Annotated in this window: 10 protein-coding genes and 1 riboswitch; of the genes, 9 read left to right on the top strand and 1 reads right to left on the bottom strand. The window is 72.6% G+C overall.

Features of this window, described 5'->3' with window-relative positions:
* Positions 1–36: 36 nt before the first annotated feature.
* The 5 genes from ACFYZL_RS08620 to ACFYZL_RS08640 all read left to right on the top strand — a co-directional run bounded on the left by ACFYZL_RS08620 (position 37) and on the right by ACFYZL_RS08640 (position 6,755).
* Positions 37–1,137 carry a polyprenyl synthetase family protein gene (locus ACFYZL_RS08620; protein WP_384751154.1) on the top strand — a complete coding sequence of 367 codons (1,101 nt, stop codon included), beginning with the start codon at positions 37–39 and terminating at the stop codon, positions 1,135–1,137.
* 107 nt (positions 1,138–1,244) lie between these two features.
* The gene (gene shc, locus ACFYZL_RS08625; protein ID WP_388677279.1) at positions 1,245–3,647 is read left to right on the top strand and encodes a squalene--hopene cyclase; all 2,403 of its coding nucleotides are present in this window, start codon (positions 1,245–1,247) and stop codon (positions 3,645–3,647) included.
* The gene (locus ACFYZL_RS08630; protein ID WP_384758527.1) at positions 3,647–4,318 is read left to right on the top strand and encodes a 1-hydroxy-2-methyl-2-butenyl 4-diphosphate reductase; all 672 of its coding nucleotides are present in this window, start codon (positions 3,647–3,649) and stop codon (positions 4,316–4,318) included. Before shc ends, ACFYZL_RS08630 begins: the two co-directional genes overlap by 1 nt.
* 5 nt (positions 4,319–4,323) lie before the next feature.
* The gene (gene hpnH, locus ACFYZL_RS08635; protein ID WP_384758524.1) at positions 4,324–5,355 is read left to right on the top strand and encodes an adenosyl-hopene transferase HpnH; all 1,032 of its coding nucleotides are present in this window, start codon (positions 4,324–4,326) and stop codon (positions 5,353–5,355) included.
* Positions 5,352–6,755: an aspartate aminotransferase family protein gene (locus ACFYZL_RS08640; RefSeq protein ID WP_388677283.1), complete on the top strand. Its 1,404-nt coding sequence runs from the start codon at positions 5,352–5,354 to the stop codon at positions 6,753–6,755. Before hpnH ends, ACFYZL_RS08640 begins: the two co-directional genes overlap by 4 nt.
* 79 nt (positions 6,756–6,834) lie before the next feature.
* Here the strand turns inward: ACFYZL_RS08640 and ACFYZL_RS08645 are convergent, their stop codons facing one another.
* Positions 6,835–7,626, bottom strand: coding sequence for a tyrosine-protein phosphatase (locus ACFYZL_RS08645; protein WP_384751883.1), 792 nt, complete (start codon positions 7,624–7,626; stop codon positions 6,835–6,837).
* A gap of 291 nt (positions 7,627–7,917) precedes the next feature.
* Positions 7,918–8,122: riboswitch (cyclic di-AMP (ydaO/yuaA leader) on the top strand.
* 4 nt (positions 8,123–8,126) lie between these two features.
* Between ACFYZL_RS08645 and ACFYZL_RS08650 the strand changes: the two genes are divergently transcribed.
* The 4 genes from ACFYZL_RS08650 (at position 8,127) to ACFYZL_RS08665 (ending at position 12,568) form a co-directional block, all read left to right on the top strand.
* Entirely contained in the window at positions 8,127–9,092 is a 966-nt protein-coding gene (locus ACFYZL_RS08650; RefSeq protein WP_388677286.1) for a peptidoglycan DD-metalloendopeptidase family protein, read from the top strand.
* A gap of 163 nt (positions 9,093–9,255) precedes the next feature.
* Complete coding sequence (locus ACFYZL_RS08655; RefSeq protein WP_384751888.1) at positions 9,256–10,041, top strand: SGNH/GDSL hydrolase family protein; 786 nt, start codon at positions 9,256–9,258, stop codon at positions 10,039–10,041.
* A 166-nt stretch (positions 10,042–10,207) separates the two neighbouring features.
* Entirely contained in the window at positions 10,208–11,404 is a 1,197-nt protein-coding gene (locus tag ACFYZL_RS08660; RefSeq protein ID WP_384751891.1) for an MBL fold metallo-hydrolase, read from the top strand.
* 186 nt (positions 11,405–11,590) lie between these two features.
* Positions 11,591–12,568, top strand: coding sequence for a hypothetical protein (locus ACFYZL_RS08665; RefSeq protein ID WP_384751893.1), 978 nt, complete (start codon positions 11,591–11,593; stop codon positions 12,566–12,568).
* Positions 12,569–12,576: the final 8 nt, after the last annotated feature.

Genomic DNA, 12,576 nt, shown 5'->3' on the forward strand with positions numbered 1-12,576 from the left:
ACGACCGCAGCACGTACAGGAACCAGAGGAGAGCCAGTGAACCCGGGGAATCCGGCTGTCGAGAACACGGGTGCCGGTGTGGGCACGGCCGGCGGGGGCGTGGAGACGGCCGACACGCTCGCCCTGCTGGAGCGCGGCCGCACGCTGTCCACCCCCGTTCTCCGTGCCGCCGTCGACCGGCTCGCGGCGCCCATGGACACCGTCGCCGCCTACCACTTCGGCTGGATCGACGCCCAGGGCAACCCGGCGGACGGCGACGGCGGCAAGGCCGTGCGCCCCGCCCTCGCACTGCTCTCCGCCGAGGCCGCCGGAGTGCCCGCCGAGGTCGGCATCCCGGGCGCCGTCGCGGTCGAGCTCGTGCACAACTTCTCGCTGCTGCACGACGACCTCATGGACGGCGACGAGCAGCGCCGCCACCGCGACACCGTGTGGAAGGTCCACGGACCGGCCCAGGCGATCCTGGTCGGCGACGCGCTCTTCGCCCTCGCCAACGAGGTCCTGCTCGAACTCGGCACGGTCGAGGCGGGGCGCGCGACGCGCCGGCTGACCACGGCCAGCCGCAAGCTCATCGACGGCCAGGCCCAGGACATCTCGTACGAGCACCGCGAGAGCGTCAGCGTCGAGGAGTGCCTGGAGATGGAGGGCAACAAGACCGGCGCCCTCCTCGCCTGCGCGGTGTCCATCGGCGCGGTGCTCGGCGGCGCGGACGACCGCACGGCGGACAAGCTGGAGGAGTACGGCTACCACCTGGGCCTCGCCTTCCAGGCGGTGGACGACCTGCTCGGCATCTGGGGCGACCCGGACGCCACCGGCAAGCAGACGTGGAGCGACCTGCGCCAGCGCAAGAAGTCCCTGCCGGTCGTCGCCGCCCTGGCGGCGGGCGGGCCGGCCTCGGCCGAACTGGCCGAGCTGCTCGCGGCGGACGCGAAGAGCAGCGACTTCGAGAACTTCTCCGAGGAGGAGTTCGCGGCCCGCGCGGCGCTCATCGAGGCGGCGGGCGGCCGCCAGTGGACGGCGGACGAGGCACGCCGCCAGCACGCGATCGCGATCCGCGCGCTGGACGACGTGGACATGCCGCAGCGGGTGCGCGAGCAGTTGGTCGCACTCGCCGACTTCGTCGTCGTGCGCAAGAGGTGATCGCCACCCGACGGCGGATATGACTCGCGAGTCGCCGGCCGGCGCGGAAGCGCCGGCCGACGGCGGACCCCAGCACAGCAGAGGACCGACTGCACGAAGGGGAAGCCATGACAGCGACGACCGACGGCAGCGCGGACAGCGCCGGCGCCGGCAGCGAATACGAACCGGGCCCGGCCGCGGGTCCGCACCCGGCGGGCGGGGCCGCATCGGCAGCGTCCGGCGTGCCGGACACCAGCCGGCCTGCCCCCGCCGGGCAGGCCCGCCCCGGCGGTCCGGAGCCCGCCCCTGCCCGGCCCGGTACCCCGCGCGCCAGCGCGGACACGCAGGCCGGCCCGACACCGGACCGGGCGTCGCCGCCGGGCCCGACACCCACGGACCCGCCCGGCCCCCCGGCCGGCCCGGCCGGTGGCCGTGGCGCAGGGCCGGCCGCGACGACGGACGCGCTTGCGCCGGGAGCCGGCCAGGGGGCCGGCGCCGCGACGGCGGGCCCGGGTGCGTCGGCGGCCGGGGGGAGCCTCGGGAGCGGAGCGGTCCGGGAGGCCGGGTACGGCCTGCCCGGCGCTCCGGACGGCAGCGGGCGCCGGGAAGCGCGCCCGCGCGAGCCCGTCGACGCGGGAAGGCTCGCCGCGCAGGAGGCCGCCGCGCGGGCGACGCGGCACCTGCTGGAGCGGCAGGACCCCGCCGGTTGGTGGAAGGGCGACCTGGAGACCAACGTCACCATGGACGCCGAGGACCTCCTGCTGCGGCAGTTCCTCGGGATCCGCGACGAGGCCACCACGCACGCCGCCGCCCTCTTCATCCGCGGCGAGCAGAACGAGGACGGCACCTGGGCCACCTTCCACGGCGGGCCGCCCGAACTCTCCGCCACCATCGAGGCGTACGTCGCGCTGCGCCTCGCCGGGGACGCCCCCGACGCCCCGCACATGGTCCGGGCCTCCGCCTGGATCCGGGCCCACGGCGGGATCGCCGCCGCCCGCGTCTTCACTCGGATCTGGCTCGCCCTCTTCGGCTGGTGGAGCTGGGACCACCTGCCCGAACTCCCTCCCGAGCTGGTGTTCCTGCCGTCCTGGGTGCCGCTGAACATCTACGACTTCGGCTGCTGGGCCCGCCAGACCATCGTCCCGCTCACCGTGGTCTCCGCGCTGCGCCCGGTCCGCCCGGCCCCCTTCGCGCTGGACGAGCTGCACACCGACGCCCGCGCGCCCTACCCCGCCGAGCGGCTCGCCCCCGCCACGACCTGGGACGGCGCCTTCCAGCGGATGGACAAGGCCCTCCACGTCTACCGGCGCTTCGCCCCGCGTCGGCTGCGCAAGGCGGCCATGGCCGCCGCCGGCCGCTGGATCGTCGAACGCCAGGAGAACGACGGCTGCTGGGGCGGCATCCAGCCCCCCGCCGTGTACTCGGTCATCGCCCTGCACCTGCTCGGCTACGACCTCGGCCACCCCGTGATGCGCGCCGGGCTGGAATCCCTGGACCGCTTCGCGGTGTGGCGCGAGGACGGCGCCCGGATGATCGAGGCCTGCCAGTCCCCGGTCTGGGACACCTGCCTCGCGGCGATCGCGCTGGCCGACGCCGGCCTGCGCCCCGACCACCCGGCGCTGGTGAAGGCCGCCGACTGGATGCTCGACGAGGAGATCGTCCGCAGCGGCGACTGGGCGGTGCGCAGGCCCGGACTGGCCCCGGGAGGCTGGGCGTTCGAGTTCCACAACGACACCTACCCCGACATCGACGACACCGCCGAGGTCGTCCTCGCGCTGCGCCGGATCCACCACCCGGACCCGACCCGCGTCGAGGCCGCCATCGCCCGCGGTGTCTCCTGGACCCTCGGCATGCAGTCGAAGAACGGAGCCTGGGCCGCCTTCGACGCCGACAACACGAGCGTCCTCCCCAACCGGCTGCCGTTCTGCGACTTCGGCGAGGTCGTCGACCCGCCCTCCGCCGACGTCACCGCGCACGTCGTGGAGATGCTCGCCTTCGAGGGCAAGGCGGGCCTCGCCCGCACCCGGCGCGGCATCGCCTGGCTGCTCGCCGAACAGGAGCCGGAGGGCTGCTGGTTCGGCCGCTGGGGCACCAACTACGTCTACGGGACGGGGTCGGTGGTCCCGGCGCTGATCGCCGCCGGGATCGCCCCGTCGCACTCCGCGATCCGGCGGGCGGTGCGCTGGCTGGAATCCGTACAGAACGAGGACGGCGGGTGGGGCGAGGACCAGCGCTCCTACAAGGACCGCGCCTGGGCCGGCAAGGGCGACTCCACCGCCTCGCAGACCGCCTGGGCGCTGATGGCCCTGATGGCGGCCGGCGAGCGGGAGGGCAAGGCCGTGGAGCGGGGCGTCGCCCACCTCGTACGGACGCAGGGCGAGGACGGCTCCTGGGACGAGCCGCACTTCACCGGCACCGGTTTCCCCTGGGACTTCTCCATCAACTACCACCTGTACCGGCAGGTGTTCCCGCTCACCGCGCTCGGCCGCTACCTGCACGGGGAACCGTTCACCGCGGCCGGGGAGCCCTGATGTCCGCCGTCGGAGCGGACCGGGCCGAGAACCGGGACCCGCTGCTCGTCGCCTGCGCCCTGCGCATCGAGCAGGCCGCCCTGCGCAGCGCCGGCCGGGGCGCCCCGCGGGCGTACGAACTCCTGCGCACCGGGATGGGCCCGCGCGCCGCCGAGCGGGCCGTCGGCCGGGCACTGGAGAGACCGGGGATGGAACGGGCGGCCGTCCTCGCGACCGGGTTCTGCGCCGGACTGGTACCCGGCATGCACCCGGGCGACCTGGTCGTCGCCGAGGAGACCCGGGACCCGCAGGGCACCGTCACCTGCACCGGCAGCGCCCTGCTCGCCGAGGCACTGGCCCGGGCCGCCCCCGGCCGGACCGTGCACACCGGCGCACTGACCGGATCGGACCACGTCGTCCGCGGCCAGGAGCGCGCACAGCTGCGCGCGACCGGCGCGATCGCGGTCGACATGGAGTCGGCGTCCACCCTGTGGACCGCGACCCGCTGTCACCGCCCTCCGTCGGGAGGGGGACGTCCGGTTGCGGCCGTCCGGGTGATCGTGGACGCTCCGGAACACGAGCTCGTCCGTATCGGCACGGTTCGCGGTGGAATATCGGCCTTCCGTGTTCTCCGTGCCGTGCTACCCGCGTTCTACGACTGGCACCGTTCTTTGCTGCTCCCCAGGAGGTGAGCCAGATGGCCATGCCGCTGCGACAGTCCGTCAGGGTCGGGACCTATCTTCTCGAACAGAAGCTCCGCAGGCGTGAGAAGTTCCCGCTGATCGTCGAACTCGAACCGCTCTACGCCTGCAACCTGGCCTGCGAGGGCTGCGGCAAGATCCAGCACCCCGCCGGCGTGCTCAAGCAGCGCATGCCGGTCGCGCAGGCGGTCGGCGCCGTCCTGGAGTCCGGGGCGCCCATGGTGTCCATCGCGGGCGGCGAACCCTTGATGCACCCGCAGATCCACGAGATCGTCCGACAGTTGGTGGCTAAGCGGAAGTACGTCTTCCTCTGCACGAACGCGATGCTGCTGCGCAAGAAGATCGAGAAGTTCAGGCCTTCGCCCTATTTCGCCTTCGCCGTGCACATCGACGGCCTGCGCGAGCGGCACGACGAGTCCGTGGCCAAGGAAGGCGTCTTCGACGAGGCGGTCGCGGCCATCAAGGAGGCGAAGAGGCGCGGATTCCGGGTGACCACGAACTCCACCTTCTTCAACACCGACACCCCGCAGACCGTCATCGAGGTCCTCAACTACCTCAATGACGATCTCCAGGTCGACGAGATGATGATCTCGCCCGCCTACGCGTACGAAAAGGCGCCCGACCAGGAGCACTTCCTGGGCGTCGAACAGACCCGCGAACTCTTCAGGAAGGCCTTCGCGGGCGGTAACCGTCGGCGGTGGCGGCTCAACCACTCCCCGCTCTTCCTGGACTTCCTCGAAGGAAAGGCCGATTTCCCCTGCACGGCCTGGGCCATTCCGAATTACTCCCTCTTCGGCTGGCAGCGCCCCTGCTATCTGATGAGCGACGGCTACGTTCCCACCTACCGGGAACTGATCGAGGACACCGACTGGAGCAAGTACGGCCGCGGCAAGGACCCGCGCTGCGCCAACTGCATGGCGCACTGCGGCTACGAGCCCACCGCCGTCCTCGCCACCATGGGTTCGCTCAAGGAATCCCTCCGCGCGGCCCGCGAGACGGTCGGCGGCAACCGGGACCGGTCGGCATGACGGCGGCGTCGCCCGGGGGGAAGGGCTTCGACCTCGGAGCCCTGCTGGCGGCGCGCGGGGCGGAGCGGTACGAGCTGCACGCGCGGCACCTCAACCACCAACTGCCCCGGATGCTGCACACCATCGGCTTCGACAAGGTCTACGAGCGGGCCGAGGGCGCCCACTTCTGGGACGCCGAGGGCAACGACTACCTGGACATGCTGGCCGGCTTCGGGGTGATGGGCCTGGGCCGCCACCACCCCGTCGTACGCCGCGCCCTGCACGACGTGCTGGACGCCCAGCTCGCCGACCTGACCCGCTTCGACTGCCAGCCGCTGCCCGGCCTGCTGGCCGAGAAGCTGCTCTCGTACAGCCCCCACCTGGACCGGGTCTTCTTCGGCAACAGCGGCACCGAGGCCGTGGAGACCGCCCTGAAGTTCGCCCGGTACGCCACCGGGCGAACGAGGATCCTCTACTGCGACCACGCCTTCCACGGGCTGACCACGGGTTCGTTGTCGGTCAACGGGGAGAGCGGCTTCCGCGACGGCTTCGCCCCGCTGCTCCCCGACACCGGGATCGCGCTGGGGGACCTGGCCGCCCTGGAGCGCGAGCTGCGCAAGGGCGACGTGGCCGCCCTCGTCGTCGAACCGATCCAGGGCAAGGGGGTCCTCGCGGCCCCGCCCGGATTCCTGCCCGCCGCGCAGGAGCTGCTGCACCGGCACAAGGCGCTGCTGATCGCGGACGAGGTGCAGACCGGGCTGGGACGTACCGGGGACTTCTACGCCTACCAGCACGAGCCGGGCGTGGAGCCGGACCTGGTGTGCGTGGCCAAGGCGCTGTCGGGCGGCTACGTGCCGGTCGGCGCGACCCTGGGCAAGGACTGGATCTTCAAGAAGGTCTACTCCTCCATGGACCGGGTGCTCGTGCACTCCGCGAGCTTCGGCTCCAACGCGCAGGCGATGGCCGCCGGTCTCGCGGTGCTCTCGGTCATGGAGGACGAGGAGGTCGTGGCCAACGCCCGGGCGATGGGCGACCTGCTGCGCGGGCGGCTGGCCGCGCTCGTGGACGAGTACGAACTGCTCCACGAGGTCCGCGGGCGCGGGCTGATGATCGGCATCGAGTTCGGCCGGCCGTCCTCGCTCGGGCTGCGCAGCCGCTGGACGATGCTCCAGGCGGCCCGCAAGGGGCTCTTCGCGCAGATGGTCGTGGTGCCGCTGCTCCAGAAGCACCGGATCCTCACCCAGGTCTCCGGGGACCACCTGGAGGTGATCAAGCTCATCCCGCCGCTCATCGTGGACGAGCACGACGTCGACCGGTTCGTCGGGGCCTTCCGCGCGGTCATGGACGAGGCGCACGGCGGGTCGGGTCTCATGTGGGACTTCGGCAGGACCCTGGTCAAGCAGGCGGTCGGCAACCGCTGACCGCGGGACGGGGGACCGTCGGGGAGGGGGCGGACGAGGAGGGGAGCGCGCCCGGCGCGCTCCCCTCCTCGTCCGCATGTCAGTCGAGCAACCGCTCGCGCAGCCGGCTCCGGGTCTCGGGCGCGAGTCCGAGCCCCTGCTCCAGGTAGCGGTCCACGCCGCCCCAGGTCTCCTCGATGGTGTCGAAGGCCCCGAGCAGGTATTCGGCGCGGGCGTCGAAGAGCGGGGCGAGCAGCTCCATCACCTCGGGGGAGCGTGCCTCGGGGGAGTCGTCGCTCCGGCGGACCCGGTAGCGACGGTGCGGGGCGTTCGACTCCAGGTAGTCCGCGACGATCGCCTCGCGCTCGACGCCCAGCGCGAGCAGGGTGACGGCGATCGACAGACCGGCCCGGTCCTTGCCGGCGGCACAGTGCATGAGCGCCGGGACGCTGTCCTCGGCGAGCGCGTGCAGGACCCGGCCGTGCTCCGGCGTACGGCTCTTGATCATCACCCGGTACGAGTTCGCCATCCGGGCCGCCGCCTTGCCGTCGCCCAGGATCGAGCGGAGCTGTGCGAGATCGCCGTCGCGGACCATCTTCCAGAACTCCCGGCCGTCGGCCGGATCCGAGAGGGGGATGTTGACGTTCCGCACGCCGGGCAGTTCCACGTCAGGGCCCTCCAGCGCGTGGTCGGCGCCGTTGCGGAAGTCGAAGACGGTGTGGAGGCCGAGCGAACCGAGGAACTCCGTATCGGTTTCAGTGGCATGCGCCAGATGTCCGCTTCGGAACAGTCGTCCTGTCTTGACCCTTCGTCCATCAGAAGTCGGCAATCCGCCCACATCGCGGAAATTGCGCACTCCGGACAGTTCCGGCTCCTGTATCTGCTGGGTCAAGGGAACTCCTCCGCTTCGTGGTGCTGCTCGTGGGTGCTCTGTCCGAATTACACTACTTGGCGACAACTTGCCATAAGTGGAGGCGAGATCGGGCGCGTCCCCGTGAGCCAGATCATACGGTGACCGTGAGTGCCTGATCACGAAAGCCGAATGCCCGCGTCGGAGGGGTTGTTGACGGGCGGGAATGGACGGAGGGTGACCGGCATTCCCCCGGTTTCCCGTTCCTGTGATTCCGTCAGGAAATTCGCGGCTTGTTCGGCGCGTCCTTTTGGGATTACGTTCGCGACCGATCCGGGTGGATCGCCGAATCCTGCCGCCGCCCGGAAACCGCACCCGACCATTCACGCGCGGCAGGAGCGGGGGAACCAGGTAAGCCGCTGTCCCGGAACTCCACCCGGGACGGCTAGGGGTGAAGCCGTACATGTTCCGTTCATGTACTGCCGGACATCTCCAGTCCGAACCCGACAGCTCACCTCGCAGGCGCCGGAGAGGAATTCGCCATGCCTGCAAAGGGTAAGCACCGCCGCCCCAAGTCCCTTTCGATACCGCGCGGCTTCGCCGTCGCCGGCACCGGTGGTGCGGCCCTCGCGCTGCCCCTGATGGGTGCGGCCGGTGCCCACGCGGCCGGCGCCCCGGCCGCCGCGACGACGGCCCGGACCGCCGTTGCCCCCGTCGCGGCCCCGCAGGTCTCCGCCCCGCTCCGGGCCGAGGCCGGCGCGCCGACCGTCTACACGGTCGTGCCGGGCGACTACCTCTCCAAGATCGCCGCCGAGCGCAACCTGGACGGCGGCTGGCAGCGGCTGTACGCCGACAACCGCGAGGCGGTCGGGACCAACCCCGATCTGATCCGTCCCGGTCTGAAGCTGAACCTCGGCGGTGCGGGCGAGGCGGCGGCTCCGGCGGGACCGGCTCCGGAAACCGCACCGAAGACCGCGCCCCGGACCGGGCACGAGGCGGCTCCGAAGGCCGCTGCGCAGACCGGTCCGCAGGCGGCCGAGCAGGCCGCTCCGGCGCAGCGGGAGACCGCGGCCGAGGCCCCGCCGGCCAAGACGTCGGCCTCCGGATTCGTGGCCCCGCTCGCCAGTACCGGGATCTCCACCCAGTACAAGGTCGCGGGCAGCATGTGGTCCTCCGGCTACCACACCGGTGTCGACTTCATCGCGAGCTCCGGCACCACCGTCCGGGCCGTCGGCGCGGGCACCGTCGTCTCCGCCGGCTGGGGCGGCGCGTACGGCAACGAGGTCGTCATCCGCCACGCGGACGGCAACTACTCGCAGTACGGCCACCTCTCCTCGCTGGCCGTCTCGGTCGGCCAGAGCGTCACCGCCGGCCAGACCATCGGCCTGTCCGGTTCCACCGGCAACTCGACCGGCCCGCACCTGCACTTCGAGATCCGCACGGGCCCGTCCTACGGCTCCGACATCGACCCGCTGGGCTACCTCCGCGCGAAGGGCGTCAGCATCTGACGGCAGCCGCCGCCGGAGCACGAGCACGCGTGAGGCCGGGACCCGAGGGGGGTCCCGGCCTCACGTGTACGTATTCCTTACCTCCCGGGTGGTAAAGATCACGGCCCGTCAACCCCTCATTACGTTGGCGTAGGTTGGTTACGAGAGTGAAGGATGTCGTCTCGTGGCAGCGACGACGACGAAACTCAAGACCATCGGCTCGTACGCGGCGATCGGGGACAGCTTCACCGAGGGCGTGGGGGACCCGGGACCCGGGGACACTTATCTCGGCTGGGCGGACCGGCTCGCCGTGCTCCTGGCCGACCAGCATCCGGAGGGCGAATTCCGGTACGCGAACCTGGCCGTGCGCGGCAAACTGCTCGACCAGATCGTGGCCGACCAGGTTCCGCGGGCCAAGGCGCTCGCGCCGGACCTCGTGACCTTCTGCGCGGGCGGCAACGACATCATCCGCCCCGGCACCGACCCCGACGACGTGGCGGCGCGCTTCGAGGCGGCCGTCGCCGACCTCACCGGAGCCGTCGGCCGGGTCGTGATCACCACCGGCTTCGACACCCGGGGCGTTCCGGTCCTCAAGCACCTCCGGGGCAAGGTGGCGACGTACAGCGTCCACGTCCGCGCCATCGCCGACCGCTACGACTGCCCGGTGCTCGACCTCTGGTCCCTGAAGTCCGTACAGGACCGCAGGGCATGGGACACCGACCGACTGCACCTGTCGCCCGAGGGGCACACCCGGGTCGCACTGCGCGCCGCGCAGGTGCTCGGACTGGACGTGCCGGCCGACCCCGACCAGCCGTGGCCGCCGGAGCGCCCGCGCGGCTCGGTCGACGTGACGCGGGACAACATCCACTGGGCGCGCGAGCACCTGGTGCCCTGGATCGGCCGCCGGCTGCGCGGCGAGTCCTCCGGGGACCACGTCGAGGCGAAGCGGCCGGACCTGCTGCCGCTGTAGACGGGGGGAGGGGCAAGCGGGGAAGGAAGGCGGGGAAGGGGGGAAGCGGGGGACGACACGCGCGGGGAACGCGGAATCCTTCGGGGCCGGTGTGCGTTGGGATGCTCGTAGACCGACGGACATCCCCACCGCGCCGTCATCCGACCGCACCGTCCCTGGAGGCGCCTTGACCGGCTCTCGTCCCCTGCGTCCCCGGCTGCGCGCCCTGCGGCCCGAAGCCTTCGGCGCGGACCCCACGGGGGCCCGGCTGGACCGGATCCGCCGTTCGCCGAACTTCGCCGACGGCGTCTTCCAGAACCCGGTCGGCGCCCGGAACAGGCCCTCGGGGTCGATGGCGGAGTTCGCGAAGATCTACTTCCACCGCGAGCAGCGGATCCGGCGGGCTCCCGCCGGCCCGATCCCGGTCTACCCGACCACCCTCGCCGAACTGGCGAAACCGCCGGTCAGCGGATTGCGCCTGACCTGGATGGGCCACTCCAGCGTGCTCGCCGAGATCGACGGCCGCCGGGTCCTCTTCGACCCCGTGTGGGGTCAGAGGTGCTCCCCGTTCCCCTTCGCCGGTCCCAAGCGACTGCACCCCGCACCGGTCCCCCTGGCCTCGCTGGGCACCGTCGACGTCGTGGTCATCTCCCACGACCACTACGACCACCTGGACCTGCCGACGATCAAGGCGCTGGCCGGTACGGACACGGTCTTCGCCGTCCCGCTCGGCGTCGGCGCCCACCTGGAGCACTGGGGCGTCCCGGCCGACCGGCTGCGCGAGCTGGACTGGAACGAGAGCACCAAGATCGCGGGCCTCACGCTCACCGCGACCCCCGCCCGGCACTTCTGCGGCCGCGGCCTGCGCAACCAGCAGCACACCCTGTGGGCCTCCTGGGTCGTCGCGGGCGACGAGCACCGGATCTACCACAGCGGCGACACCGGCTACTTCCCCGGCTTCCGGGAGATCGGCGCCGAGCACGGCCCCTTCGACGCCACGATGATCCAGATCGGCGCGTACTCGGAGTACTGGCCCGACATCCACATGACGCCCGAGGAGGGCGTGCGCGCCCACCTCGACCTGCAGGGCGGTGCTCCGCACGGCGTGTTCCTGCCGATCCACTGGGGCACCTTCAACCTGGCCCTGCACCCGTGGGCCGAGCCCGGCGAGTGGACGGTCGACGCCGCCGAGGGCGCCGGGCAGGCCGTGGCGACCCCGAGGCCCGGCGAGCCCTTCGAGCCCGGGGGCACCCTTCCCGTCGACGCCTGGTGGCGACCGGTGGCCGAGTCCATCGCGCACCCCTGGCGGGGGAAGAGCGAGCTGCCGGCCGCGGCTCCCGAAGCCGCTCCCCGGGGTGATCTGGACCTCGCCGGCGAGCGCTGACAGCGCCACGCGCCCGCGCGGAACGCGCGGAACGGGCCCGGGAATGCGCAACCGGCCCCGTCGAGCCGCCGTCCTGCGGCACGATGGGGCCGGCAGCGGCCCGCAACGGCCCGGCGGGGTCGGGGACACCGGGGTCGGGAACACCGGGTCGGGAACACCGGGTCGGGAACACCGAGGGGGCTCGCGATGTGGCAGGCCGTGGCGGGGGGCGGGCCCTGGGCCCTGCCGGTGGTGTGCGGCACCTATCTGGCCATCGTGTTCATCACCAGCAGGGGACTCATAGCCGCCCCCCGCTACCGGCAGCTCCAGACCTGCATACGCGACACCCGGGCCCGTGCCGCGGTCCTCGGCGCGGCCGCCCCCGACGACGGAGCCCGGGCCGCGGAGATCGAGGCGGTCACCTCGCGCCTCGACGACCTGGAGACCAACGGCACGGTGGCCTCGCGGCTCCTGCCCAGCTCCTGGACCATCGCGATCCCGCTGTCCAAACTGGCCGCCGCCTGGCGCGCCCTGCACAGCGCCGAGCGCCGGCTGCTGCGCCTGCAGACCCCGGAGGAGAACGCCGCCCGGCTCCGTGCGCTCCGCATCCGACTCGCCGCCTCCCCGCACCCCGGCGACGCGCAGCTGGCGGCCGAACTCGCCGCACCGGCCGCGGGCGGCCCCGAAGCCGGGGCACTGCTGATCGCCGCCACCGAGCACCTCCACGAAAGGGAGGACACCGAGGCCGAGCAGGAGTACGAGCAGCAGCGCACCGCCCTGTGGCTGGCGGCGACCGGCCTCGGCGTGATCCTCCTGATCGGCCTCACCTTCGACCACCGGCTGACCCTGACGCTCGGCGCGCTGGGCGGCTTCCTGTCCCCGGTGGTCAGCGTGATGCGCTCCCAGCGTCCGGCCTCCTGGGGCGTCCTGGTCCTCGCCCCGGTCGGCGGCGCGCTCGCCGCGGTCGCCGGGCTGCTCCTCGTACGCATGCTCGCCGACCCCGAGCTCAACGTCCTCGGGCACGTCTTCCTCGACAACTCCTGGGACGCGCCGGACCGGCCCATCGCCCTCGCCATCGCCCTGCTCTTCGGCTTCTCCGGCACTCTCTTCTCACGGCTGGCGCTGACCGCCACCGGTCAGTTCGTCTCCGGCCCCGCGGCTGCGGCCACCGGGCAACAGCCGTAGGCCGCCCC

Origin of the sequence: Streptomyces sp. NPDC001717 (assembly GCF_042892775.1) — a bacterium.
Taxonomy (GTDB): Bacteria; Actinomycetota; Actinomycetes; order Streptomycetales; family Streptomycetaceae; genus Streptomyces.

What these genes read in the sequence shown, in the direction of transcription:
- ACFYZL_RS08665 (WP_384751893.1), top strand. Translation starts at nt 11,591, where the DNA reads ATGTGGCAGGCCGTGGCGGGGGGCGGGCCCTGGGCCCTGCCGGTGGTG.
- ACFYZL_RS08630 (WP_384758527.1), top strand. Translation starts at nt 3,647, where the DNA reads ATGTCCGCCGTCGGAGCGGACCGGGCCGAGAACCGGGACCCGCTGCTC.
- hpnH (WP_384758524.1), top strand. Translation starts at nt 4,324, where the DNA reads ATGGCCATGCCGCTGCGACAGTCCGTCAGGGTCGGGACCTATCTTCTC.
- ACFYZL_RS08640 (WP_388677283.1), top strand. Translation starts at nt 5,352, where the DNA reads ATGACGGCGGCGTCGCCCGGGGGGAAGGGCTTCGACCTCGGAGCCCTG.
- shc (WP_388677279.1), top strand. Translation starts at nt 1,245, where the DNA reads ATGACAGCGACGACCGACGGCAGCGCGGACAGCGCCGGCGCCGGCAGC.
- ACFYZL_RS08650 (WP_388677286.1), top strand. Translation starts at nt 8,127, where the DNA reads ATGCCTGCAAAGGGTAAGCACCGCCGCCCCAAGTCCCTTTCGATACCG.